The 21,598-nt window shown below is 64.9% G+C and carries 21 protein-coding genes; 7 read left to right on the forward strand and 14 right to left on the reverse strand.

Going from position 1 to position 21,598, the window contains the following annotated elements:
• Position 1: 1 nt before the first annotated feature.
• The 10 genes from A3M7_RS0124595 to A3M7_RS0124640 form a co-directional block, all read right to left on the reverse strand.
• Positions 2 to 772, reverse strand: a complete 771-nt coding sequence (locus A3M7_RS0124595; RefSeq protein ID WP_027546291.1) for a FadR/GntR family transcriptional regulator — start codon at positions 770 to 772, stop codon at positions 2 to 4.
• On the reverse strand, positions 769 to 1,749 hold the full coding sequence (yjfF, locus tag A3M7_RS0124600; protein WP_027546292.1) for a galactofuranose ABC transporter, permease protein YjfF: 981 nt from the start codon (positions 1,747 to 1,749) through the stop codon (positions 769 to 771). The genes A3M7_RS0124595 and yjfF overlap by 4 nt, the downstream gene beginning before the upstream one ends.
• Positions 1,746 to 2,738 (reverse strand): ABC transporter permease, encoded by a 993-nt coding sequence (locus A3M7_RS0124605; protein ID WP_027546293.1) that lies wholly within the window; start codon positions 2,736 to 2,738, stop codon positions 1,746 to 1,748. Before A3M7_RS0124605 ends, yjfF begins: the two co-directional genes overlap by 4 nt.
• Positions 2,735 to 4,279, reverse strand: coding sequence for a sugar ABC transporter ATP-binding protein (locus A3M7_RS0124610; RefSeq protein WP_027546294.1), 1,545 nt, complete (start codon positions 4,277 to 4,279; stop codon positions 2,735 to 2,737). The genes A3M7_RS0124605 and A3M7_RS0124610 overlap by 4 nt, the downstream gene beginning before the upstream one ends.
• Positions 4,280 to 4,396: 117 nt before the next feature.
• The gene (ytfQ, locus tag A3M7_RS0124615) at positions 4,397 to 5,362 is read right to left on the reverse strand and encodes a galactofuranose ABC transporter, galactofuranose-binding protein YtfQ (RefSeq protein ID WP_027546295.1); all 966 of its coding nucleotides are present in this window, start codon (positions 5,360 to 5,362) and stop codon (positions 4,397 to 4,399) included.
• 387 nt (positions 5,363 to 5,749) lie between these two features.
• Positions 5,750 to 6,922, reverse strand: coding sequence for a fumarylacetoacetate hydrolase family protein (locus tag A3M7_RS0124620; protein WP_027546296.1), 1,173 nt, complete (start codon positions 6,920 to 6,922; stop codon positions 5,750 to 5,752).
• A 133-nt stretch (positions 6,923 to 7,055) separates the two neighbouring features.
• Positions 7,056 to 8,033 (reverse strand): HEAT repeat domain-containing protein, encoded by a 978-nt coding sequence (locus tag A3M7_RS0124625; RefSeq protein ID WP_027546297.1) that lies wholly within the window; start codon positions 8,031 to 8,033, stop codon positions 7,056 to 7,058.
• A 2-nt stretch (positions 8,034 to 8,035) separates the two neighbouring features.
• Positions 8,036 to 8,269 (reverse strand): ferredoxin family protein, encoded by a 234-nt coding sequence (locus tag A3M7_RS0124630; RefSeq protein ID WP_011085981.1) that lies wholly within the window; start codon positions 8,267 to 8,269, stop codon positions 8,036 to 8,038.
• 31 nt (positions 8,270 to 8,300) lie between these two features.
• Positions 8,301 to 10,043, reverse strand: coding sequence for a fumarate reductase/succinate dehydrogenase flavoprotein subunit (locus A3M7_RS0124635; RefSeq protein ID WP_027546298.1), 1,743 nt, complete (start codon positions 10,041 to 10,043; stop codon positions 8,301 to 8,303).
• 101 nt (positions 10,044 to 10,144) lie between these two features.
• Positions 10,145 to 10,918 carry a ferredoxin--NADP reductase gene (locus A3M7_RS0124640; protein ID WP_027546299.1) on the reverse strand — a complete coding sequence of 258 codons (774 nt, stop codon included), beginning with the start codon at positions 10,916 to 10,918 and terminating at the stop codon, positions 10,145 to 10,147.
• Positions 10,919 to 11,131: 213 nt separating this feature from the next.
• Between A3M7_RS0124640 and A3M7_RS0124645 the strand changes: the two genes are divergently transcribed.
• The 5 genes from A3M7_RS0124645 (at position 11,132) to A3M7_RS0124665 (ending at position 15,853) form a co-directional block, all read left to right on the forward strand.
• A complete protein-coding gene (locus A3M7_RS0124645) occupies positions 11,132 to 11,428 on the forward strand; it encodes a gamma-butyrobetaine hydroxylase-like domain-containing protein (RefSeq protein ID WP_027546300.1) in 297 nt (98 codons plus the stop codon).
• 253 nt (positions 11,429 to 11,681) lie between these two features.
• Positions 11,682 to 12,455: a Crp/Fnr family transcriptional regulator gene (locus A3M7_RS0124650; RefSeq protein ID WP_027546301.1), complete on the forward strand. Its 774-nt coding sequence runs from the start codon at positions 11,682 to 11,684 to the stop codon at positions 12,453 to 12,455.
• 181 nt (positions 12,456 to 12,636) lie between these two features.
• Positions 12,637 to 14,058: an ABC transporter substrate-binding protein gene (locus A3M7_RS0124655; protein ID WP_027546302.1), complete on the forward strand. Its 1,422-nt coding sequence runs from the start codon at positions 12,637 to 12,639 to the stop codon at positions 14,056 to 14,058.
• On the forward strand, positions 14,055 to 14,984 hold the full coding sequence (locus tag A3M7_RS0124660; protein WP_027546303.1) for an ABC transporter permease: 930 nt from the start codon (positions 14,055 to 14,057) through the stop codon (positions 14,982 to 14,984). Before A3M7_RS0124655 ends, A3M7_RS0124660 begins: the two co-directional genes overlap by 4 nt.
• Positions 14,981 to 15,853, forward strand: coding sequence for an ABC transporter ATP-binding protein (locus A3M7_RS0124665; RefSeq protein WP_027546304.1), 873 nt, complete (start codon positions 14,981 to 14,983; stop codon positions 15,851 to 15,853). The genes A3M7_RS0124660 and A3M7_RS0124665 overlap by 4 nt, the downstream gene beginning before the upstream one ends.
• Before the next feature lie 197 nt (positions 15,854 to 16,050).
• Here A3M7_RS0124665 and A3M7_RS0124670 read toward each other — a convergent pair whose 3' ends face one another.
• The 3 genes from A3M7_RS0124670 to A3M7_RS51075 form a co-directional block, all read right to left on the reverse strand.
• Positions 16,051 to 17,109, reverse strand: coding sequence for a YeiH family protein (locus tag A3M7_RS0124670; protein ID WP_027546305.1), 1,059 nt, complete (start codon positions 17,107 to 17,109; stop codon positions 16,051 to 16,053).
• A 111-nt stretch (positions 17,110 to 17,220) separates the two neighbouring features.
• Complete coding sequence (locus tag A3M7_RS49845) at positions 17,221 to 17,439, reverse strand: hypothetical protein (protein WP_027546306.1); 219 nt, start codon at positions 17,437 to 17,439, stop codon at positions 17,221 to 17,223.
• A 143-nt stretch (positions 17,440 to 17,582) separates the two neighbouring features.
• Positions 17,583 to 17,714, reverse strand: coding sequence for a hypothetical protein (locus A3M7_RS51075; protein WP_256374881.1), 132 nt, complete (start codon positions 17,712 to 17,714; stop codon positions 17,583 to 17,585).
• A 50-nt stretch (positions 17,715 to 17,764) separates the two neighbouring features.
• Between A3M7_RS51075 and A3M7_RS0124685 the strand changes: the two genes are divergently transcribed.
• Positions 17,765 to 19,675: an NAD(P)/FAD-dependent oxidoreductase gene (locus tag A3M7_RS0124685; protein ID WP_027546307.1), complete on the forward strand. Its 1,911-nt coding sequence runs from the start codon at positions 17,765 to 17,767 to the stop codon at positions 19,673 to 19,675.
• A 152-nt stretch (positions 19,676 to 19,827) separates the two neighbouring features.
• Here A3M7_RS0124685 and ald read toward each other — a convergent pair whose 3' ends face one another.
• Positions 19,828 to 20,943 (reverse strand): alanine dehydrogenase, encoded by a 1,116-nt coding sequence (ald, locus tag A3M7_RS0124690; protein ID WP_027546308.1) that lies wholly within the window; start codon positions 20,941 to 20,943, stop codon positions 19,828 to 19,830.
• A 141-nt stretch (positions 20,944 to 21,084) separates the two neighbouring features.
• Here ald and A3M7_RS0124695 point away from each other — a divergent pair, with 141 nt between their 5' ends.
• Positions 21,085 to 21,564: an Lrp/AsnC family transcriptional regulator gene (locus tag A3M7_RS0124695; RefSeq protein ID WP_027546309.1), complete on the forward strand. Its 480-nt coding sequence runs from the start codon at positions 21,085 to 21,087 to the stop codon at positions 21,562 to 21,564.
• Positions 21,565 to 21,598 lie beyond the last annotated feature (34 nt).

Below are 21,598 nucleotides of genomic sequence, written 5' to 3' on the forward strand. Positions count from 1 at the left end.
CTTATTCTCCAGTATCCGCTGATGGCAGCGCATCGGCCGGGGCGGTCTCGATCACCGTATCCTCGTGGCGGTGCATGCCGTTGTGAATGACATAGATCATGGCCTCCGATGCCGCCTCGGCATCGCCGGCCTCGATCGCGTCGACGATCTTCTGATGCCAGAGCAGCACGGTGTCGCGGTCCTCCGGCTCGACCGGCGCGCTGAGCAGAAAGGAGGCGCGAAGAGCGGCCTCGATGACATGCCCGATCGAGCGCATGAACAGATTGCCGGAGGCCCGCGCCACGGCAACGTGGAGCGCGAGGTCGGCATCGGCAAAGCCCACCGAGTCGGAGGCTTCACGGCGCATGCGCTCCATGCTGCGCCGGAGCTCGACGAGGTCCTCCTCGGACCGCTGCTTCGCTGCGAGCTCGGCCGCGCGCGGCTCGACCGCCAGACGGATCTCGGCGAGGTCGTTGAGGAAACGCTTGTCGATGCCGGCGTCGAGATGCCAGGCCAGCACGTCGGCGTCGAACATGTTCCAGGCCGCGCGCTCGCGCACGACGGTGCCGACCCGCGCCTTGGTGGTGAGCAGGCCCTTGGCCACCAGCGTCTTCACGCTCTCCCGCAGCACCGGCCGCGACACGCCGAACATCGCGATCATCTCGGCATCACCCGGCAGGCGTGTCCCCTCCGCGTAGCGCCCGGCGATGATGTCGACGCCGATCGAGCGGGCCACTTCCGCGTGGTTGGAGTGAGCCCGGCGCGTCGGGATGACGACGATGCGCGAGGTCATGTGGCAGCTCCCGCGCGTTTGGCCACGGGCCGGCGCGCAAGCGCAACCAGCCCCTGCTGCAAGGCAATGAAGGCGAACAGCAATACGCCGGTCGCAATCTTGGTCCACCAGCTCGACAGCGTGCCGTCGAAATTGATGTAGGTCTGGATCAGGCCCTGGATCAGCACGCCAAGGAAGGTGCCGATCACAGAGCCCTGCCCGCCCGTGAGCAGCGTGCCGCCGATCACGACGGCGGCGATGGTGTCGAGCTCGACGCCGACGGCGGAGAGCGAGTAGCCGGCGCTGGTGTAGAACGAGAACACGATGCCGGCGATTCCTGCGAGCAGGCTCGACAGCATGTAGATCTTCACCGTCATCTTGCCCACGGCGACACCCATCAGGCTCGCGGTCGTCCGGCTGCCGCCGAGCGCATAGACATTGGCACCGAACCGGGTGAGATGCAGCAGCAAGGCGCCGCCGATCACGATCACAAGCATGATGATCGCGATCGCCGTCAGCCGCCCGCCGCCGGGCATGCGCAGCGCGAAGTCCGACACGGTGGAGTAGACCGGCGCGGTGATCGGCACCGATTCCGTCGAGAGCAGGAAGCTCGCGCCGCGGGCCAGGAACATCCCGGCCAGCGTCACGATGAACGGCGGCAGGTCGAAGACATGAATGACCGCGCCCATCGCCGCGCCGAACGCCGCCGAGAGCGCGAGGATGGCGACGAAGGCGACCAGCGGCGGCACGCCCCAGCGCTCGATCGCCAGCGCGACGAAGACGGTGGTGAAGCCGATCACCGAGCCGACCGACAGGTCGATGCCGCCGGAGATGATGACGAAGGTCATCCCGGTCGCGACGATGCCGAGGAAGGCGTTGTCGGTGAGGAGATTGCCGACCACGCGGGTGGAGGCGATGTTGGGGAATTGCATGGCGCAGAGCGCGAAGCCCGCGACGAGCACGATGGCCGTGATCAGGACGGGCGGCAGGCCTTTCATGCTTTCGTCCTCCGCAGCCGCGCAGCGATACCGGCAAGTCCCGAGAATTTCGGAGATTGCAGCAGCAGAACAGCGAGCACAACCACCGCCTTGACCAGCAGGTTGAATTCCGGCGGATAGCCTGACAGCAGGATTCCGGTGTTCATGGTCTGGATGATCAGCGCCCCCAGCACCGCGAGCACAAGACTGAAGCGGCCGCCGAACAGAGACGTGCCGCCGATCACCACGGCCAGGATGGCGTCGAGCTCGAGCCAGAGGCCGGCATTGTTGGCATCCGCCCCCATGATGTCGGCCGCGGCGATCACGCCGGCCAGTGCGGCGCAGACGCCGCACCAGACATAGACCGACAGGATCATCGCCCGCGTGCCGACGCCGGCAAGCTCGCTCGCCCGCGCATTGCCGCCGGTCGCCTCGATCAGGAGCCCGAGCGCGGAACCGCGCACCACCGCGCCGGTGAGGATCAGCATGCCCAAGGCGATCGCGACCGGAACCGGCAGGCCGAGGATGGCGCCGTTGCCGAGCCAGACCAGGTCGGGCGAGGAAAACGTCACGATACGCCCTTCGGTGATGAGCTGGGCGATGCCCCGCCCCGCCACCATCAGGATCAACGTCGCCACGATCGGCTGCATGCCGAGCACGGCGACGAGAAATCCGTTCCACAAGCCGCAGACGAGGCCGGCGCCAAGCGAGGCCGCCAGCACGACCGGAAGCCCGTGACTGTCAGCGAGGCTGGCCGCAATTGCGCCCGAGATCGCCATGATTGCGCCGACCGAGAGGTCGATGCCGCGCGTCGCGATCACCAGCACCATGCCGAGCGAGAGCAGCGCCACCGGCGTGCCGCGGTTGAGCACGTCGATCAGGCTGCCGAACAGACGGCCGTCCTGGAGGCGCAAGTCGAAGAATTGCGGCGACACCACGCGGTCGACCGCGAGGATGACGATCAATGCGAGGATCTGGGCAAGGCCGCGGCGCGGCAGCAGCGCTGTCATGCCCGCCCCTCATGCGCGATGGCGGCGCCGTCGGCCGCGATGGCCGCGAGAATGTTGCCGACATCGATCGCCTCGCCCGCGAGCTCCTCGATATGGGCGCGGTCGCGCAGCACCACGACCCGATCCGAATAGGTCACGATCTCATCCAGCTCCGAGGAGATCACGAGCAGCGAGAGCCCATCGTCACAGAGCTCGCGGATCAGGCGGATGATCTCGGCATGCGCGCCGACGTCGATGCCGCGGGTCGGCTCGTCCAGCACCAGCAGCCGCGGCGAGGTCGCGAGCCAGCGCGCCAGCAGCACCTTTTGCTGGTTGCCGCCGGAGAGCAGGCCCACGGGGCGTTCCGGATCGGGCGGACGGATGTCCAGCATCTTGACGTAGCGGCGCGCGATCTCGTCCTGCTCGCGGCGCGACAGCGGGCGATGCAGCCCGCGCTTGGCCTGGAGCGCCAGCACGATGTTCTCGCGCACGCTGAGCTCGGCGACGATGCCGTCGGTCTTGCGTTCCTCCGGGCAATAGCCAAAGCCGTGGCGCACGCCGTCGCGCGGCGAGTGCAGCCGCACGGGCGCGCCTTCCACCTTCGCCTGCCCGCGATCGGCGCGCTCGGCGCCAAACACCAGCCGCGCCGTCTCGGTGCGGCCCGAGCCGAGCAGGCCGGCGAGGCCGACGACCTCGCCATGACGCAGCTCGAGATTGAACGGCGCGACATAGCCGGATTTGCCGTAATTCTCGAAGCTCGCGCAGATCTCGCGCGCCTGATGCTCGCGCGTCGCCGCCCGCGCACTGGTGGTCTCCGCAAGCTCGCGGCCGAGCATCATGCGGATCAATTCGATCCGCGGCAGCGACGCGGTCTCGCGCTCGCCGACCAGCCGGCCGTTGCGCAGCACGGTGATGCGGTCGGAGATCTCGTAGACCTGGTCGAGGAAGTGGCTGACAAAGACGATGCCGATGCCGCGCCCCGCGAGCTGGCGCATGATGCCGAAGAGGATCTCGACCTCGTGACGGTCGAGGCTCGCGGTCGGCTCGTCCAGGATCAGCACGCGCGCGGACAGATCGACGGCGCGCGCGATCGCGGTGACGTGCTGCACGGCGACGGAATAGCTGCCGAGCGGCGCTGATACGTCGATGTCGAGGCCGAAGTCGGCGAGCAGCGTCCTGGCGCGGCGGCGCATCTCGCCGTCGCGCACCATGCCGAAGCGCATCGGCTGGCGGTCGAGAAACAGGTTCTGCGCCACCGAGAGGTTCGGAAGCAGATTGACCTCCTGGTAGACGGTGGCGATGCCGGCCTGAAGCGCGGCTTTGGCCGAGCGCGGCGCAACCTCCTCGCCGCCGAGCCGGACGATGCCGGCATCGCGCGGGAATACACCGGTGACGACCTTGATCAGCGTGGACTTGCCAGCGCCGTTCTCCCCGAGCAGCGCATGGATCTCGCCGGCGCGAAGCGTGAAGTCGACCTCCTGCAACGCACGCACAGCACCGAAGCTCTTGCTGATCCCGCGCACCTCCAGAAGGGGCGAGGCAGGATCGGGGCCGCTCTCCATAGCAACGTCACTCCCACCGGCGCCCGCTGATGACGCGGACACCCAGCCTATTCGTTCGCGCAGCGGTTTCGAAGGGGGGCGCCGGACCACGGGGAGCGGCCCGGCGCGGCACCCGCCTCAATAACCGAGGCCCTTCTTGCTGTCGTAGATCTTCTGCGGATCGTCGGCTGCTGTATAGAGCTTGGACTCGGTCTGGATCCACTTCGGCGGAACGGTGCCCTTGTCCTTGAAGGCCGCGATGGCATCGAGTGCGGGGCCCGCCATGTTCGGCGTCAGCTCGACCGTGGCATTGGCTTCGCCGGCGGCCATGGCCTTGAAGATATCGGGGACCGCGTCGATCGAGACGGTGAGGATCTCCTTGCCGGGCTTGAGGCCGGCTTCCTTCATCGCCTGGATCGCACCGACCATCATGTCGTCGTTATGCGCATAGACCGCGCAGATCGACTTGCCGCCGCCTTCAGCCTTGATGAAGCTCTCCATCACCTCCTTGCCCTTGGCGCGGGTGAAGTCGCCGGTCTGGCTGCGCACCACCTTCAGGTTCGCATGCTTGGCGATGGCGGTGTCAAAGCCCTTCTTGCGATTGGCGGCGACGCTCGCGCCGACCGTGCCCTGCAATTCGACGATGCTGCAGGCCTTGCTGCCGACGGTCTTGGCCAGCCAGTCGCCGGCGACCTCACCTTCGTGCACGCTGTCTGACGTCACGGCGGTGAGATAGAGCTCCTTGCCGGAGGGATCGATGTCGCGGTCGAGCAGCACGACCGGGATCTTGGCCTCCTTGGCTTCCTTCAGCACCGAGTCCCAGCCGGTCGAGACGACGGGCGCGAGGAAGATCGCATCGACGTTCTGCGCGATGAAGGAGCGGATCGCCTTGATCTGGTTCTCCTGCTTCTGCTGCGCGTCGGCGATCTTGAGATTGACCTTGCGCTTGGTGGCCTCCTGCTTGGAGACCGAGGTCTCTGCCGCGCGCCAGCCGGATTCCGATCCGATCTGCGAGAAGCCGATGGTGAGCTCGGCGGCCTTCGCCGGCAGCGCGAGCAACAACGCGGCGGTAGCGGTGGCCGCAAAGAGGGCTTTAGGGGTCATCAGGCGTGTCTCCCAAGAGTGATCTTGTGTTTATCTCGGGCGCCGATTGGTAGCATGGCACCCGCAAACCGCCCTTTGCGGGCGGCGGAGGGGACTATTTCACAGAAGATCGGTTCCGACTAGTCATATTATTTTACTATTTGGAGCAAACCACACCTTGGCGGGATGGGGTGGCTCTATGACACGCCCAGCGCGATTTTGTTCTAGCGATGCAACGAGGGGATGAAGGAAATGATGCGGGGGTCGGCTGCGGCCGCACCGTCATGGCCGGGCTTGTCCCNGCCATCCACGCCTCACCCGCGGGACAAAGAACGTGGATGCCCGGGACAAGCCCGGGCATGACGACCTGCTACAAATTCGCGGGCGCGAGTTGAAGTCGGACCAGCGCTAGATCAGCTTCCGCTGCGCGAGGTTCTTCATCAGCGCACTGAAGCCGAAGGTCCAGGGCTCACACTCGTCGCTGGTGCGCATGCGGTTGACGAGCTTGCCGAGCTGGGGCGCGGCGATCGTGACGATGTCGTCGCGCTTGTGGGTGAACCCCTGCCCCGGCGCGTCGCGATCCTTGACCGGCGCGAACATGGTGCCGAGGAACAGCACGAAGCCGTCGGGGTATTGATGGACCTTGCCGATGGTCTGTTCGACGAGGTCGGTCGGATCGCGGCTGATCTTGCTGATCGAGGAATGGCCGTCGAGGACGAAACCGTCCGTCCCCTTCACGTTCAGGCTGATGTCGAGCTTGCGCGCGTCATCGAGCGAAAAACTCTCGTCGAACAAGCGCAGCAGCGGGCCGATCGCGCAGGACGCATTGTTGTCCTTGGCCTTCGACAGCAGCAGCGCCGAACGCCCCTCGAAGTCGCGCAAATTGACATCGTTGCCGAGCGAACCGCCAACGATCCTGCCGCGGCTCGAAACGAACAGCACGAGCTCCGGCTCGGGGTTATTCCAGGTCGACTTCGGATGCAGGCCCGCGTCCATGCCGGTGCCGACCGAGGACAGGGTCGGAGCCTTGGTGAAGACCTCGGCATCGGGGCCAATGCCGACCTCGAGATACTGGCTCCAGGCGTTCTGGTCGATCAGCACCTGCTTCAGATGCATCGCCTGGTCCGAGCCCGGCTTGAGCTTTGACAGATCGTCACCGATCAGCCGCGTCACCTCTTTCCGGATCGCTTCGGCCGAGGCCGGATTGCCCTTGGCCCGCTCCTCGATCACGCGCTCCAGCATCGAGATGGCAAAGGTGACGCCGGCCGCCTTCAGGGTCTGGAGATCGACCGGCGCGAGCAGCCACGGCTTTTTCGGGTCGCGCCCATCGGGGGCCGTATTGGCCACGATGGCGTCGAGATCGCCGATGCGTTCGCCCTTGGTCGCGGCAAGCGCCTTGGCGGGATTGTCCTCCTCGCAGAGCGCGCTGATGGTCGGGAATTTGGCGGTGACGTCGAAGACGCCATCGCTGCGCACGGCCACCACGGCCGGACCATTGACCTGCGGCAGCCAGACGCGGCCGACGAGCGTTCCCCGCGTGCCATCCTCGGGGAGAAGGTCTTTGACAGTCAATGTCGTCATGGCCGGCGTCCTCGCTGTTTCTAAGGACCGGCCGCGTTCACGGCAGCCGATCCCATTGGCGAAGACCAATAAACGTCTGGCAGGGGAAGTCCAGACCGGCGGCGAAGGGCCGCTATGCTCCTGCCCCGCGCCTCTATGCGCCTGCCCGCGCCTTGCGGGCCGCGATCTGCTGAAGCGCCCAACGCGCGTTCTTGCGCACATCAGGGTCGGCATCGTCGGCGATGACGGCCAGGAACGCCTCGCCGTCGGGATGGGCGATCTCGCCGAGCGCGGCGGCCGCTTCCTTCCGCAAATTGGCCTGGTCGTGGTTGATGCAATTGCCGATCGGGCGCACCGCACGCTCGATCTTCATCCTGCCGAGGCTGCGGATCGTCTTCAGCCGCACCTGCCAGAATTCGTCGGCGAGGCAGGCGATCAGTTGGTCGGCCGCGAGCGAACCGTTGACGTTGAGGCCCAGCGTCTCCGCCGCCATCTCGCGCACCATCCAGTCCGCATCCTTCAGCGCGCGCGTGATCGTCTCCGCCGCGGGCTTCATCTGCGAGAACGCCAGCGCGCTGACTGAGGCGCGGCGCACATGGGCGTCGGGATCGTTGATCAGCGCGGTCAGCGCGGGGATGGATTCCTCCAGCTTGAGGAAGCCGATCACGCCGATCGCCTGCACGCGCACGGCGGCATCCGCATCCTGGAGCGCTTCTAGCGCCGGCTTCAGCGTGTCCTTGCAGCGCAGTTCCTTCAGCGCGCGCAGCGCGCCCATGCGGACGAAGGCGTGGGCATGCTTGACCAGCGGCAGGATGATCTCGGCACAGGCCGGATCCTTGAACTCGGCCATGCTGTCGGCGGCGGCCGATGCGACGATTCTCTCAGGATCGACCAGCAGCTTGACGAGCGCGCTCGCCGCTTCCGGCCCGTCGAACTCGCCGAGCGCCATCGCCACCTGCTGGCGCACGCCGGCATCGGGATCTGCGACCATGTTGGCGAGATGGCCGACGGCGGCGGGATCGCCGGAATGGCCGAGCGCGATGATGGCGACACGGCGCTCGGCGGGATCGGCGGCCTGAAGCCGCTCGTCGGCGTCTTCGAGGTCGTCGTAGGACTCGAACGGGCTCGACATGATCACCTCAACAGATAGGGAATGTTGACGGTGACGGCGCCGGTCGGGCAATCGGCCTCGCAGGGCATGCAGTACCAGCACTCGTCATAGGCCATGTAGGCCTTGTTGGTCATCTCGCTGATGCGCAGCACGTCGAGCGGGCAGACGTCGACGCAGACGGTGCAGCCCTTGTCCGCAATGCACTTGGCGTCGTCGACGACCACCGGAACCGATGTCTGATAGGAAGCGAGAGGCATAAGATGTCTCCTGTTGCTATGGTCTGGTGGATCAGGCGGAGGCGCGGATGCGCTGCTTGTCGTAGAGGTCCTTCTCGTCGTCGGCGATCGGCACGACGTACGGTTCGACGGCGCGCTTCTCGCTGGTCATCTTGCCGTCCCGCTTGCTCAGCAGCGTGTGGCAGAACCAGTTCTCGTTGTCCTTCTCCGGGAAATCGGTGCGCCAGTGGTAGAGGCCCCAGCGGCTCTCCTCGCGGTAGAGCGAGGCATGCACCGCCATGTCGGCGCAATCCATGATCGACTGCACCTCGAGGGCGCGCAGCAGCTCGTGCGCGTTGCGCGCGATCATGCGCTCCTGCATGTCCTCCCGCGCCTCGGCGAGGCGGCGCATGCCGAGCTCGTATTTGCGCGTGACCTTCGGCGGCTGGAGATAGTCGTTGACGAGACGGCGGGTCTTGTACTCGACCTGGTTCGGCGGAATGCCGTCCTCGCGTTTGGTCGGCGCCATCACGCGATCCCGTTCCAGCGCGACATCGGCGGCGTCGAATTCCGCAAAGTCGTGGCTGTCGGCGAACTCCATCGCATCGATGCCGGCGACCGAGCCGTTGGTGAAGGCGCCGAGCATGTAATTATGCGGCACGCTCGCCATGTCGCCGGCGGCGTAGAGGCCGGGCACGGTGGTGCGGGCATTGTCGTCGACGAACACGCCGGAGGCGCTGTGGCCGGAGCAGAAGCCGATCTCGGAGATGTGCATCTCGATCGATTCGCTGCGGTAGTCGACGCCGCGCCCCTGCTGGAACAGGCCGCGCGTGGGACGCTCGACCTTGTGCAGCGTGGATTCGATCTCCGAGATGGTGTCGGGGTGAAGATGCTTGAGCTGGAGGAACACCGGACCCTTGCCGGACAGAAGCTCGTTGTAGAACTCCAGCATCATCTGGCCGGACCAGTAGTCGCATTCGATGAAGCGCGAGCCCTCGTTGTTGGCGGTGAATGCGCCGAAGGGACCGGCGACGTAGGCGCAGGCCGGGCCGTTATAGTCCTTGATCAGCGGATTGATCTGGTAGCATTCGAGGTTCGCGAGCGCGGCGCCGGCGTGATAGGCCATGGAGTAGCCGTCGCCGGAATTGGCGGCGTTCTCGTAGGTACCGAACATGTAGCCGGAGGTCGGCAGGCCGAGGCGGCCGGCGGCGCCCATGCACAGGATCACGGCCTTGGCCTTGATCACCAGCATTTCGGCGGTGCGGGTGTTGACGCTGATCGCACCGGCAATGCGTCCGTCTGCGGATTTGAGCAGCCGCGTCGCCATGTAACGGTTGGAGATCAGGATGCGGGCGCGGCGGAGCTGACGGTACAGCGCCTTCTTCACGGTCTCGCCGTTCGGCATCGGCAGCACATAGGTGCCGATGTGATGCACCTTCTTGACGGCGTAGTCGCCGTTCTCGTTCTTCAGGAAGCGGATGCCGAAACTGTCGAGCTCTTCGATGATCTTGTAGCAGTTCTGGGCGTACTTATAGACCGCCTTCTGGTCGACGATGCCGTCATTGGCGATGGTGATTTCCTTGGTGTACTGCTCCGGCGTCGCGTAGCCGGGGATGACGGCGTTGTTCAGCCCGTCCATGCCCATCGAGATCGCGCCGGAGCGCTTGACGTTGGCCTTCTCGAGCAGGACGACATTGGCCTTCGGGTTCTTCAGTTTCGCCTTCAGCGCCGCCATCGGGCCGGCCGTGCCGCCGCCGATGACCAGCACATCGCAGGAAACCTCCGAAAGTCCGTCGACGATCTCATCTAGTGCCATCGCTTGCTCCTGGTTCGCCGATAGCCGGCGCCTTTGCATCAGATTTGTTCAGGGGGCTGTCCGGCGATAGCAATTAGTTGTCGCCGGGATGCGATTTGGCCTCAGCGCTCGACAAAAGCCTTTTCGATCACGAAATGGCCGGGCTGGCTGTGATTGCCCTCGACAAAGCCGCGCGCCGAAAACATCGCAGGGAGTTCCTCCAGCATCGCCGGGCTGCCGCAGAGCATGATGCGGTCGGTCTCGATATCGAGGCCGGATAGCCCGATGTCGTCGAACAGCTGGTTCGAGGCGAGCAGATCGGTGATGCGGCCGCGGTTTTTGAACGGCTCGCGGGTCACGGTCGGGTAGTAGACCAGCTTGTTGCGGATCAAGGGACCGAAGAATTCGTGGTTGCGCAGGCCTTCGACGAGGTGCTCGCCATAGGCGAGCTCGGAGACCTGGCGGCAGCCATGGGCGAGCACGATGGTCTCGTAATTCTCGTAGACATCAGGGTCCTTGATCAGGCTGGCGAACGGCGCGAGTCCCGTGCCGGTCGAGAGCAGCAAGAGGCGCTTGCCGGGAATGAGGTTGCCGGTGATCAGCGTGCCCGTGGCCTTGCGGCCGACCAGGATGATATCGCCTTCCCTGATCTTCTGGAGGCGCGAGGTCAACGGCCCGTCCTGCACCTTGATCGAGAAGAACTCGAGCGCCTCCTCGTGATTGGCGCTGGCCATGCTGTAGGCCCGCATCAACGGCTTGCCTTCGACCTCAAGCCCGATCATCGCGAACTGGCCGTTCTGGAAGCGGAAGCCGGGATCGCGCGTCGCGGTGAAGCTGAACAGGCTGTCGGTCCAGTGCCTGACCGACAGAACCGTTTCCTTCTGAAATGCGCTCATGGTCTCTCCTTGGCCATCGATGGCGCCCAAGGTTTCGGAGAGAGCAGAGTCCGGCAATTCGTAAGTGAAATTCCCGGTCGATTAGTTTCACATTTCGCGCGGTGACTGAAGAGGAGGCAGCGAAGGTCAGGCGGGCGCACTCGCGCTGGCAATTAGTTGCTATCGCAGCGGCGTCACGACGACGTAGAGAGGATCCGGAGGTTCGTCATGACCATGACTTTGGTGGCACCGACCGTAGCCAACTATGAGGCCAGCGCCGATCTCGCCGCGCTCCTCGTCCGCACCACGCAGGACGACGCGTTGAGCCTGCCGGCCGAGCAGCTTCGCCTCTCCTGCAAATGCGCCCACTGCACCCGTGCCCGCTTCGACGGCCGCTTCCCTGAAGCGTTTCCGGGTATCGCCATCATCGAGATCGGCGATCTCGGCTACGGGCTGAACATCTCGTTCTCGGATGGACATAACCGGGGGATTTACCCGAAGGCGTATTTGTTGAGTTTGGCGGGACGCTGACCCAACATTCGATGTCGTCCTGGCTTTCGCCAGGACGACGCTGGAGAGACGCTTCAGCCAAGCAACGGCCACCGCTGTCATTCCCCGCGAAGGCGGGGAATCCAGTACGCCGCGGCCTCTCGATAACTCATTGACGTCTCTGGAATACTGGATCGCCCGCCTTCGCGGGCGATGACAGCTGTGTGAGTGCCCCACCCCATCTGGCACGGACATTGCTCCTCTTTAGAACGACTTGAACGTTCCGGAGGCAGAGATGTTGCAGGCGGCCAATGTGGTTCGCGGGGTTGTTCCCCCAGCAGTCCGGCCTGCCGGAAGCTCCTCGCTGCTGCTCACCGAGAACCAGCAATGGATCGGCGGACCGCCGTCGCTGATGGACAAGCTCTCACCGCGCGAGCGGGAACTGGTGCTGAAGCAGGGCCGGCGAAAAGTGCTCAACCGCGGCCAGACGCTGTTCAGCCAGGGCGGCAAGCATGACGGCATCTGGCTGATCGAAAGCGGCCGCATCCGTGTGTTCTATACGTCCCCGCTCGGACGCGAGATCACGCTGGCCTATTGGCATGTCGGCAATTTCGTCGGCGGGCCGGAAGTATTCGAAGGCACCGTGCATCAATGGTCCGGCGTCGCATCCAGCAATTGCAGCGTGGTGCACCTGCCCGGAAGGGAACTGCGGTCCCTTGCCTTGGAGATCCCGAACCTCGCGATCGGCCTGATCGAAGGTCTCACCTTCAAGGGCAAATGCTATTCGGCACTGGCGCAGATGCTGGGAACGCGATCGATCACGCAGCGCCTTGCGCATCTCCTGCTGCATCTCGTCGAGCTCTACGGCGTCGCGGACGCCGACGGCACCGTGATTGCGGCGGCCTTCACCCATGCCGACATCGCCCACATGGTCGGCGCGACCCGGCAATGGGTCACGATCAGCCTCAAGCGCATGCAGGAGAAGGGAATCGTCGTGACCAAACGCTCGCAGATCGTGGTGTGCCGCACCGACGTCCTGGAAGAGATGCGCGGCCAAGCGTCCGATTAAGGGAGCCCGCGGCCAGGGCCGCTGCACAGGCAAGCGGCTTTATAGTGCAGGACTGCCCAAGGAGTATGCAATCAGCTTTTCCCGGCAACTAATCGACTGCGGCGGTCATTCCGGATTTGCCCTGCCCGTGCCCTCACCCAATCATGGCAACCACAGCACATCCAACCGAATGAGGATGAGAATGGTCCGCCATCTTCCCACACTCTCGATCGCGATGTCGGTGACGTCGCTGGCGCTGATCCTCGCGCAGCCGGCTTCGGCGGAAACCGTAACGCTCGGCATCGGAACGCAGGACACCACGACCAACACGGTGACCGCCGGCGTCGTCATCCGCCAGCTCCATCTCCTCGAAAAATACCTGCCGAAGGACGGCAAATACGCCAACATCAAGTTCGAGCTGGAGTGGCAGAATTTCACCTCCGGCCCGCCCGTCACCAATGCGATGATGGCGAACAAGCTTCAGATCGGCATGATGGGCGACTATCCGCTGATCGTGAACGGCTTCACCTTCGAGAGCAATCCGGAGAGCAAGAGCCGCCTGGTCGGTGTTGCCGCCTACAGCCTGTCCGGCTCCGGCAATGGCCTCGTCGTCCACAAGGACTCGCCCTACTACGATCTTGCCGATCTCAAGGGCAAGCTGGTCAGCGTGCCATTCGGCTCCGCCGCGCACGGCATGGTGCTCAAGGCGATGCAGGACCGCGGCTACGCGTCGGACTTCTTCCAGCTCGTCAGCCAGAGCCCGGAGGTCGGCTCGACCAATCTCCAGGAGAAGAAGATCGACGCGCATGCCGACTTCGTCCCCTTCGCCGAGCTCTTGCCGTTCCGCGGCTTCGCGCGAAAGATCTTCGACGGGGTCGAGACCAACCTGCCGACCTTCCACGGCATCGTGGTCCGCACCGACTTCGCCGAGAAATACCCTGAAGTCGTCGTCGCCTACTTCAAGGCGCTGATCGCCGCCAACCAGTGGCTGCGCGACGATCCCAAGCTCGCCGCCGAGAAGGTCCAGGAATGGACCGGCATCAACAAGGAGGTCGTCTACATCTTCCTCGGCCCCAGCGGCAACATGACCACTGACCCCACGGTCAAGCCGGCACTGATTGATGCCGCCACGACCGACGTCAAGGTGCTCCAGAATCTCGGCCGCATGAAGGAGTTCGATCCGAAGAAGTGGGTGGACGACAGCTACATCCGCAAGGCCTATGCCGAGATGAAGCTCGACTATGACGCGCAGCTTGGAAGCACGAAGAATTACGAGATTTCCGGCGAGGACGCTTTCTGCAAGAAGCCGATCACCGATCCGCGCAAGGCCGGTGAGATCTGGGTGGATGACGCCGGCATCCTGCCGTTTGCGTCCGCCGCCTGCACGCTCGGTGCCTATGCCGACTTCAAGGCCAAGGGCAAGAAGATCAACGTCGCCTATGTCTTCGACACCACCCGCGGCATCAAGCTGTTCGCCGACCAGGCCTTCTTCGCGGTCGGCAATGACGAGGTCGCGCCGTTCCTGCTGAAGAAGGATGCCGAAGCCCATGCCGCCAAGATCAGTGGCAAGGTGCTCGGCTTCGACGACGCGGTGAAGGCGGCGGTCAGCGGAGGCAAGACGTGAGCAGTCCCGCCCTCCTCAGACATCCCGAGGACAGCATGCCGGCAACAGCAATCGCAGAGGCGGGCCCAGCGCCCGCCGCTCCGCCCAAGACACCTCCCAAGACACCGCCCAAGATACCGCCCTCCTTCGGCACGCTCGCGCTGCGCTGGTACCGGCTGAACCAGGGCCGGCTGCGTGCCACTGCGATCGGCATCGCCTCGCTGATCGCGTTCCTTCTGGTCTGGCACCTGCTCACGACCTACCGGGTCGTGTTCTTCGTGCGCTTCACCAACGTGCCCTCGCCGCTCGCGGTCTATGCCAGCTTCACCAAGGCGATCCACGATCCGAAATTCCTGATGCACATCGTGCTGAGCTGCCGGCGCATCTTCATCGGCTTCTCGCTTGCGGCCATCGTCGGCGTGCCGCTCGGCCTGATCATGGGCCGCTTCAAGCTGGTGCATGAGATCATCTTCCCCGTCGCGGAGGTGCTGCGGCCGATCCCGGCGATCGCCTGGGTGCCGATGGCGATCATGCTGTGGCCGACCAACGAGCAGAGCATCGTCTTCATCACCTTCCTCGGCTCGTTCTTTCCGATCCTGGTCAACACGCTGCACGGCATGTCGCTGGTCGATCCGGTGCTGGTGCGCGCCGCGCAGTGTCTCGGCGCGCGCGAACGCTCGATCTTCCGCGAGGTGTATTTTCCGGCCTCGCTGCCCCACATCTTCACCGGCCTCACCGTCGGCATGGGCGTCGCCTGGGTGTCGCTGATTGCCGCCGAGATGATCTCGGGCCAGTACGGCATCGGCTACTTCACCTGGGAGGCCTATTCGCTGGTCCAGTATGCCGACATCGCGCTCGGCATGATCGCGATCGGCGTGCTCGGCCTTGGATCGAGCCTGTTGATCCGCGGCGCGGGGCAATTGGTGATGCCGTGGAGGTCGACATGAGCGAGATGCTCACGAACCCGTCGAAGGGCCATATCGAAGTCCGAAACTTCTCGCTCAGCTATGACAGCATCGAGGGGCCGGTCCAGGCCGTCACCGATACGCAGATCCATGTGAAGCCCGGCGAATTCGTCTCGATCGTCGGCCCCTCCGGCTGCGGAAAGTCGACGCTGCTCAACGCGGTCGCGGGATTCCTCAAGCCAACCACCGGTGTAGTCACCGTCGACGGCGAACGCGTCAACGGCCCCAGCGCCGAGCGCGGCATGGTGTTCCAGCAATATTCGCTGTTTCCCTGGAAGACGGTGCGGGAGAACGTCGAGTTCGGCCTGAAGATGCGCGGCATGCCGCGCTCCCAGCGCGAGCGCGCCGCGCGCACACTGCTCGGGCTCGCCGGGCTCGAGGCCTTCGAGAAGCACTATCCGGAAAAGCTCTCCGGCGGCATGAAGCAGCGCGTCGGCATCGTCCGCGCGCTCGCGACGGGGCCGAAGGTGCTGCTGCTGGACGAGCCGTTCGGCGCGCTCGACGCGCAGACCCGTGTCATCATGCAGCAGATCCTCACCAACATGTGGCAGCGGCTGAAGATCTCGGTGCTGTTCGTCACCCACGACATCGACGAAGCCATCTTCCTGTCCGACCGCGTCTACTGCATGACCGCGCGCCCCGGCTCGATCAAGGCGGAGATTCCGATCCCGCTGGAGCGGCCGCGCCAGCAATCGATGATGATGTCGTCGGAATTTCTGGCGCTGCGCCGCGGGCTGATGTCGCTGATCCGCGAGGAGAGCCTGAAGGCGATGGGCGGCGAGATCACCGACATGGGCATGCAGGGGCTCAACATCGAGCTGCACGGGCATTCGCTGGCGGATGTGATTTAGCGATCGCTCGAAGCGCTCTCCCTTTCCTTCTCCCCTTGCGGGAGAAGGTGGCGCGCGCAGCGCGCCGGATGAGGGGTCTGCTTCCACAGGCTTCCCTCTCCCTATTCGAACTCGCGGATAGAACCCCTCATCCGGCGCTTCGCGCCACCTTCTCCCACAAGGGGAGAAGGAAGAGGAGTTCGCAGCCGCAGCTTTGCCTACTTGAACCAGTGCACCAGCGCGATGCTGATGCCGAGCAGCAGCATCAGCGACAGCGTCACCGCGGCCGTCACCCTGCCGCCAACATTGGCGAGCACGCGGACGTCGACGCCGAGGCCAAGTGCGGCCATCGAGACGACCGTCAGGAAGCTGGTGATCTTCGTCACCGGTCCGACCACCGTGCTAGGGACGATCTCCAGCGAGCGCAGCGTCGCCAGCGCGAGGAAGCCGAGGATGAACCACGGGACCAGGCGGAAGAAGCCGACATTGGTCTTCTTGGCGTCGCTCTGCCAGCGCGAGGCAACGAGGGACAGGCCGACGACGACGGGGCCGAGCATCAGCACGCGCATCAATTTTACCAGCGTGCCGATCTGCGTCGAGACGAGGCCGGCCGGCACCGTTGCGGCGAGCACCTGCGGCACCGCATAGACGGTCAGGCCGGCGAGGATGCCGTATTGCGTTGCGGAGAGTTGCAGCAGCGGAATCAACAGCGGCAGGCCCAGCACCATCATGACGCCGAGGATCGCCGTGAAGGAGATCGAGGATGCGATCTCGTCGTTGTTGGCGCCGATGATCGGCGCCACGGCCGCGATCGCCGAATTGCCGCAGATCGAGTTGCCGCAGGCGATCAGGATCGACAGCCGCGTCGACAGGCCAAGCAGCCGGCTGAGACCGAAGGAGACGCAGAGCGCGATCACGACGACCGCGGCGATCGATGCGAGCAGCGCGATGCCCGAGGCAGCGATGGCCGCGAAGCTGATCGAGGCTCCCAGCAGCATCACCGCGACTTCAAGCAGCTGTTTTGCGCTGAAGGCGATGCCGGCCTGCCAGCGTGGCGCGGGCTTCCAGAAGCTGCGCAGGGCCATGCCGAGCAGGATCGCCATTACCAGCGCCTCGACATAGGGATGCTCGAACACGCCCAGTTCCGCCCGCTCGAGCAGGGCCGAGACGCCGGCAACGGCGATGCAGAGGAGGATGCCCGGAATCAGCGCCGCAATGCGGCTCATGGCGGTGGCCGGCTTGGCATCGGCCGGGCTGGATGCTTGATTCTGCGACACAAATCTCTCCCAGAGGAGAAAGATTTATACGCAGCACGATCCAATTGGGAAATAAGTTTTCGACATATCAGGGCCGAGGGAAGTTCTGTCCTCGACCCGGAATAAACCGGCTCAGAAGATCAGGTTCTTGGCCAGCGAGGCGACGCGGCTGAAGCCGTCATAGATGCCCGGCTCGAAGAAGGCCGCGCGCGCAAGCACGATGCCCGCAACCAGCGACCAGAACAGCGTGGTTCCGGCCCGCAATAGGAGCTTCGAGGCGCGCGACTTCGGCTGGGTGTCGGTCGCGGACACCAGCTGCTCGCCGAAGGGTTCAAATCCAGTGCGTTCCATAGCTTGCGCCAATCCATCAAATTCTGAACGGAATGTCGTCGTTTCGGCCTCAAACGGCAATGGAAGCGATTGGCGTTTTTGCGCCTCGACGGGGAAACTCCTTCCGTCGAACGCCCCCGGGACAACAGTTTTCTTCTTCCGGCCTATTTGGACACCGGCGCCCACCGGATTGCGGCATTGGCCCTCACCTCGTCGATTCCGGCGGCATAGAACGTCTGGCCCTTGCCGACGACCGTGGCGTGGTTCGCCAGTCCCGTGCAGAATGCGCGTCCCATTCGGCGATCTCCGCCCATCCCAAGCTGTATCCGGAGATCAGGAAACGCCCATGAACATCGTATCTCCCCGCCAGCCGCTCGATATCGCCTCCGCGATCGCCGAAGGCGACATCCGCTGCCTCCTGATGGTGCTGGTGCACATGACCGGCGAGGCGCGCTGGCTCGAGCCGCCCTACCTGCCCAAGCGCGACATCCGCCTCATTCCCGATCCCGAAGCCGGCATGCCCCAGGAGATCCAGGACGAAATCCGCGCCGCAGTGGTCAACCTCTTCGCCAATGGCGCGCCGCAGCCGGTTATCACCGACCCCGGCGAAGAGCTGCTCCTGAAGATGATGCGCGCCTGCCTCGGCGAGCATGTCGCGCCGGAATATGCGCCCCTGATGCGCGAGGAGATGGGCTTTGTGCCGCGCGAGACGCGGTGGACGGTGCGTCCCTCCGACGACAAGCTCGCGGAACAGCACGTTCTGATCGTCGGCGCCGGCGTCTGCGCCATCGCGCTCGGCGTGGCGCTCGGCCATCTCGGCATCCCCTACACCATCGTCGAGAAGAATGACGAGCTCGGCGGCACCTGGTGGATCAACCGCTATCCCGGCTGCGGCGTCGATACGCCGAACCACTCCTATTCGTATTCGTTCGGTTCGCGCAACGCATGGACGCGCTATTTCTGCCAGCGCGAGGAGCTGCTCGGCTATCTCCTGAAGGTCGCCGATGAATACGGCATCCGCAAGCATCTGCGCGTCAACACCGAGCTGACCTCATCGCGCTGGGACGAAGGCAAGAAGCGCTGGATCTCGACGCTGAAGACCGGGAACGGCGAAGAGACCTTCGAATCCACCGCGCTGGTCTCGGCCATCGGCCAGCTCAACGATCCCTCCCGTGCGCACTTCAAGGGCGAAGAGGACTTCAAGGGCACGATCCTGCATTCGGCGCTATGGTCCGGCGATATCGATCTCGACGGCAAGCATGTCGCCGTGATCGGCACCGGCGCGACATCGATGCAGCTGGTGCCGGCGATTGCCGGCCGCGTCGCCTCGGTCACCGTCTATCAGCGCAGCGCGCAATGGGCGCGGCCCGTGAAGGGCTATTCCGACCCGATCAGCGAGGGCGCGCGCTGGCTGCTCGCGCATCTGCCGTTCTATGTGCAGTGGTATCGCTTCAACATGTTCTGGCGCTACGGCGACGGCCTCCTGCCGTTCCTGCGCAAGGACCCGGCCTGGCCGCATCCGGAGCGCGCCGTCAACAAGGGTAACGACCGGCACCGGCAGGAGCTGACCGACTTCATCCTCACCGAGCTGAAGGACCGGCCGGACCTGATCGAAAAATGCGTGCCGACCTATCCGCCTTACGGCAAGCGCATCCTGCTCGACAACAACTGGTTCAGGACCTTGAGGCGGGACAATGTCGAGCTCGTCACCGACGCAATCGACCGTTTCGACCAGAGCGGCATCGTCACCGCAGACGGCAAGCACCGGTCCGCCGACATCATCGTCGTTGCGACCGGCTTCAAGGTCACGGAGATGGCGGCGCGCCTCAACATCAGCGGCCGCAACGGCAGGAATTTGCGCGACGCCTGGGGCAACGACAACCCGACCGCGTTCCTCGGCCTCACCGTGCCTGATTTCCCCAACTTCTTCTGCATGCTCGGCCCGAACTCGGGCCCGGCGCATGGCGGCAGCGTCATCTTCCAGTCGGAGTGCCAGAGCCGCTACATCTCGGCGTGTCTCGCCGACATGATCGAGCGCGACGTCGCCGCCATCGACGTCCGTCCGGACGTGCACGACGACTATGTCCGCAAAGTCGATGCCGAGCACGAGGCGATGATCTGGACCCATCCCGGCATGACGACGTATTACCGGAACAGTAGCGGCCGCGTGTTTTCCGCGATGCCCTGGCGCTTCGTGGACTACTGGCACATGACGCATGACCCGGATCTGGGGCAGTACAGGCTGACGAAGGGGTAAGCGCTGGGACCTTGAGGCGTTGATCGTGTGGCGATGACGCTGCACCCTCTCCCCACATCGTCATTGCGAGCGCAGCGAAGCAATCCAGAATCTTTCCGCGGAGATACTCTGGATTGCTTCGCTACGCTCGCAATGACGGAACTGGCGACCGGTCAGGCCGCCAGCCCGCTTTCCACCGGCGCGAATTCCAGCCCGAGGCTTTCCGCCACCGCCTTGTTGGTGATGCGGCCCCGATGCACATTCAGTCCATTGCGCAGGTGGGGATTTTCCAGCACCGCCGCAAAACCCTTGTTCGCGAGCATCAGGCCGAACGGCAGCGTGGCGTTGTTCAGCGCCTGGCTCGACGTGACAGGCACCGCGCCCGGCATATTGGCGACGCAATAATGCACGATGCCGTCGACCTCGTAGGTCGGGTCCGTGTGCGTGGTCGCATGCGAGGTCTCGAAGCAGCCGCCCTGATCGATGGCAACGTCGACCAGCACCGCGCCCGGCCGCATCGATTTGAGCATCGCGCGCGTGACGAGTTTGGGCGCGCTGGCGCCCGGCACCAGCACCGCACCGATCACGACGTCGGCGGCAAACACCTCCTCCTCGACCGCTTCGATGGTTGAAAAGCGGGTGCGCACCCGTCCGAGAAAGACATCATCAAGCTCGCGCAGCCGGGGTATGGAGCGATCGATCACTGTGACCTCCGCGCCAAGGCCCGCGGCCATGCGCGCGGCCTGTGTTCCCACCACGCCGCCGCCGAGCACTACGACGCGCGCCGGCTGCACGCCGGGCACGCCGCCGAGCAGCAGCCCGCGACCGCCGGCCGACCGCCTGAGCGCGGCGCCGGCGGCCTCGATGGCGAGGCGGCCGGCGACTTCGCTCATCGGCGCAAGCAGGGGGAGGTGACCGGCCGCGTCGGTGACGGTTTCATAGGCGATCGCCGTACAGCCGGAGGCGAGCAAACCCTTCGCCTGTTCGGGATCCGGTGCAAGATGGAGGTAAGTGAACAGGATCTGGCTTTCGCGAAGCTGGGTCCATTCGCTCTTCTGCGGCTCCTTCACCTTCACGATCATGTCGGAGTTGGCGAAGACGTCGCGGGCGCTCCCGGCAATCGCCGCCCCTGCCCGCCGATAGACCTCGTCCGAAGCGCCGATGCCGCTGCCGGCGCCGGTCTCGACTGTCACCTGGTGCCCGGCCGCGACGTATTCGCGAACGGCGCCCGGGGTGAGCCCGACGCGATATTCCTGCACCTTGATTTCCTTGGGCACACCGACACGCATCCTGGGCTCCTTCCAACGTTTTGATTCACCTCGTCATGGTAGCGACGGGTCCAGTTTGGTTTCGTGCAAATATCAGCTAGTTTCGCCATCTCCGCGCCGGTTTCCGGCGCGCAAACGCTCTTTCACGCTGGAAACGAAACATTGGCCCTCGACCGGAAAGACCTCGCCATCCTCGCGGAACTCACGACCAATGCACGGGCCAGCCACACCGAGCTCGCCAACAAGGTCGGGCTATCCAGCACGGCGCTGGCGCGGCGCCAGAAGGCGCTGGAGGACGACGGCTTTATCCAGGCCTATCAGGCCGCGCTCGACCTGGCGCAGTTCGGCCTCACCACGACGGTGCTGGTGCGCATTGCGCTGGAGAGCCAGAGCGACGAGGCGCTGAAGGCGTTCGAGGCGGAGGTGGTGAAATGCCCCTCCGTCGTGCGCTGCTTCCTGATGTCGGGCACCGATGACTACATCCTGATCGTGCTCGCCCGCGACATCCAGGATTTCGAGCGCATCCACCGCACCGAACTGTCCCGCCTGCCGCGCGTCGCGCGGGTGCAATCGAGCTTCGCGCTGCGCGAAGTCGTCAACCGCGCCGTGCCGACGGTGGTGTTCAGCGAGGCCAAGCGGTAGCGATTCCCTCTCCTGCGAGCGCCGCGAAGGCCAT

The sequence above is a fragment of the Bradyrhizobium sp. WSM2254 genome, assembly GCF_000472645.1.
GTDB classification, from domain to species: Bacteria; Pseudomonadota; Alphaproteobacteria; order Rhizobiales; family Xanthobacteraceae; genus Bradyrhizobium; species Bradyrhizobium niftali.

Excerpts from the sequence above, each read along its gene's own strand:
- A3M7_RS0124595 (WP_027546291.1), bottom strand. The coding sequence starts at position 772 with ATGACCTCGCGCATCGTCGTCATCCCGACGCGCCGGGCTCACTCCAAC.
- yjfF (WP_027546292.1), bottom strand. The coding sequence starts at position 1,749 with ATGAAAGGCCTGCCGCCCGTCCTGATCACGGCCATCGTGCTCGTCGCG.
- A3M7_RS0124605 (WP_027546293.1), bottom strand. The coding sequence starts at position 2,738 with ATGACAGCGCTGCTGCCGCGCCGCGGCCTTGCCCAGATCCTCGCATTG.
- A3M7_RS0124610 (WP_027546294.1), bottom strand. The coding sequence starts at position 4,279 with ATGGAGAGCGGCCCCGATCCTGCCTCGCCCCTTCTGGAGGTGCGCGGG.
- ytfQ (WP_027546295.1), bottom strand. The coding sequence starts at position 5,362 with ATGACCCCTAAAGCCCTCTTTGCGGCCACCGCTACCGCCGCGTTGTTG.
- A3M7_RS0124620 (WP_027546296.1), bottom strand. The coding sequence starts at position 6,922 with ATGACGACATTGACTGTCAAAGACCTTCTCCCCGAGGATGGCACGCGG.
- A3M7_RS0124625 (WP_027546297.1), bottom strand. The coding sequence starts at position 8,033 with ATGTCGAGCCCGTTCGAGTCCTACGACGACCTCGAAGACGCCGACGAG.
- A3M7_RS0124630 (WP_011085981.1), bottom strand. The coding sequence starts at position 8,269 with ATGCCTCTCGCTTCCTATCAGACATCGGTTCCGGTGGTCGTCGACGAC.
- A3M7_RS0124635 (WP_027546298.1), bottom strand. The coding sequence starts at position 10,043 with ATGGCACTAGATGAGATCGTCGACGGACTTTCGGAGGTTTCCTGCGAT.
- A3M7_RS0124640 (WP_027546299.1), bottom strand. The coding sequence starts at position 10,918 with ATGAGCGCATTTCAGAAGGAAACGGTTCTGTCGGTCAGGCACTGGACC.
- A3M7_RS0124645 (WP_027546300.1), top strand. The coding sequence starts at position 11,132 with ATGACTTTGGTGGCACCGACCGTAGCCAACTATGAGGCCAGCGCCGAT.
- A3M7_RS0124650 (WP_027546301.1), top strand. The coding sequence starts at position 11,682 with ATGTTGCAGGCGGCCAATGTGGTTCGCGGGGTTGTTCCCCCAGCAGTC.
- A3M7_RS0124655 (WP_027546302.1), top strand. The coding sequence starts at position 12,637 with ATGGTCCGCCATCTTCCCACACTCTCGATCGCGATGTCGGTGACGTCG.
- A3M7_RS0124665 (WP_027546304.1), top strand. The coding sequence starts at position 14,981 with ATGAGCGAGATGCTCACGAACCCGTCGAAGGGCCATATCGAAGTCCGA.
- A3M7_RS49845 (WP_027546306.1), bottom strand. The coding sequence starts at position 17,439 with ATGGAACGCACTGGATTTGAACCCTTCGGCGAGCAGCTGGTGTCCGCG.
- A3M7_RS51075 (WP_256374881.1), bottom strand. The coding sequence starts at position 17,714 with ATGGGACGCGCATTCTGCACGGGACTGGCGAACCACGCCACGGTCGTC.
- A3M7_RS0124685 (WP_027546307.1), top strand. The coding sequence starts at position 17,765 with ATGAACATCGTATCTCCCCGCCAGCCGCTCGATATCGCCTCCGCGATC.
- ald (WP_027546308.1), bottom strand. The coding sequence starts at position 20,943 with ATGCGTGTCGGTGTGCCCAAGGAAATCAAGGTGCAGGAATATCGCGTC.